Annotated in this window: 1 protein-coding gene; it reads right to left on the bottom strand. The window is 59.2% G+C overall.

Annotation, left to right across the window (positions count from 1 at the left end):
* A partial coding sequence (locus tag NRB16_RS28995) for an AMP-binding protein (protein ID WP_257107582.1) occupies positions 1 to 590 on the bottom strand: 590 nt, incomplete at both ends.

Here is a 590-nt window from a genome sequence, read left to right as displayed (position 1 = left end):
CTTGCAGAGCCAGTACGTTCTTGACTACATCGATACGACCGCCCGAGATCAACGGTGCAAAGCACTCATAGACCGCCAGGTCGAAGTTCAACGAGGTTGAGAACAGCGTCTTGGCCAGCACCTCAGGCGCAAACGCCTGCTGCGCCCAAGTCAGGAAGTTGACCGTGTTGCGGTGTTCGATCATCACGCCTTTGGGCAAGCCGGTCGAACCCGAGGTGTAGATGACGTAAGCCAGATGAGCCGGTGTAAGCCCCTCGATCACCGGATTGGAGACGGATTGGTCCTGCCAATCGGGCTGATCCAGATTGATAACGGTGACACCTGCCGCCGATACCAGATCCAGCGTGGCCGATTGCGCCAGTACCGCCGCAGGCGCACTGTCTTCCAGCATGTAAGCAATCCGCTCAGCCGGATCCGCCGGATCCAGCGGCACATAACCGCCGCCTGCTTTCATAATGGCCAGCAAACCGACCACCATCTCAATGCCGCGCTCAACACAGATGGCCACCCGCGAATCCGGCACCACGCCCTGACTGCGCAGATAATGCGCCAGCTGGTTCGCACGCTGATTCAGCTCGCCATAGCTCAGA

This window comes from Pseudomonas sp. LJDD11, from assembly GCF_024584215.1.
In the GTDB taxonomy this organism is placed as follows: Bacteria; Pseudomonadota; Gammaproteobacteria; order Pseudomonadales; family Pseudomonadaceae; genus Aquipseudomonas.
This window is presented reverse-complemented; position numbering and strand designations above follow the sequence as displayed.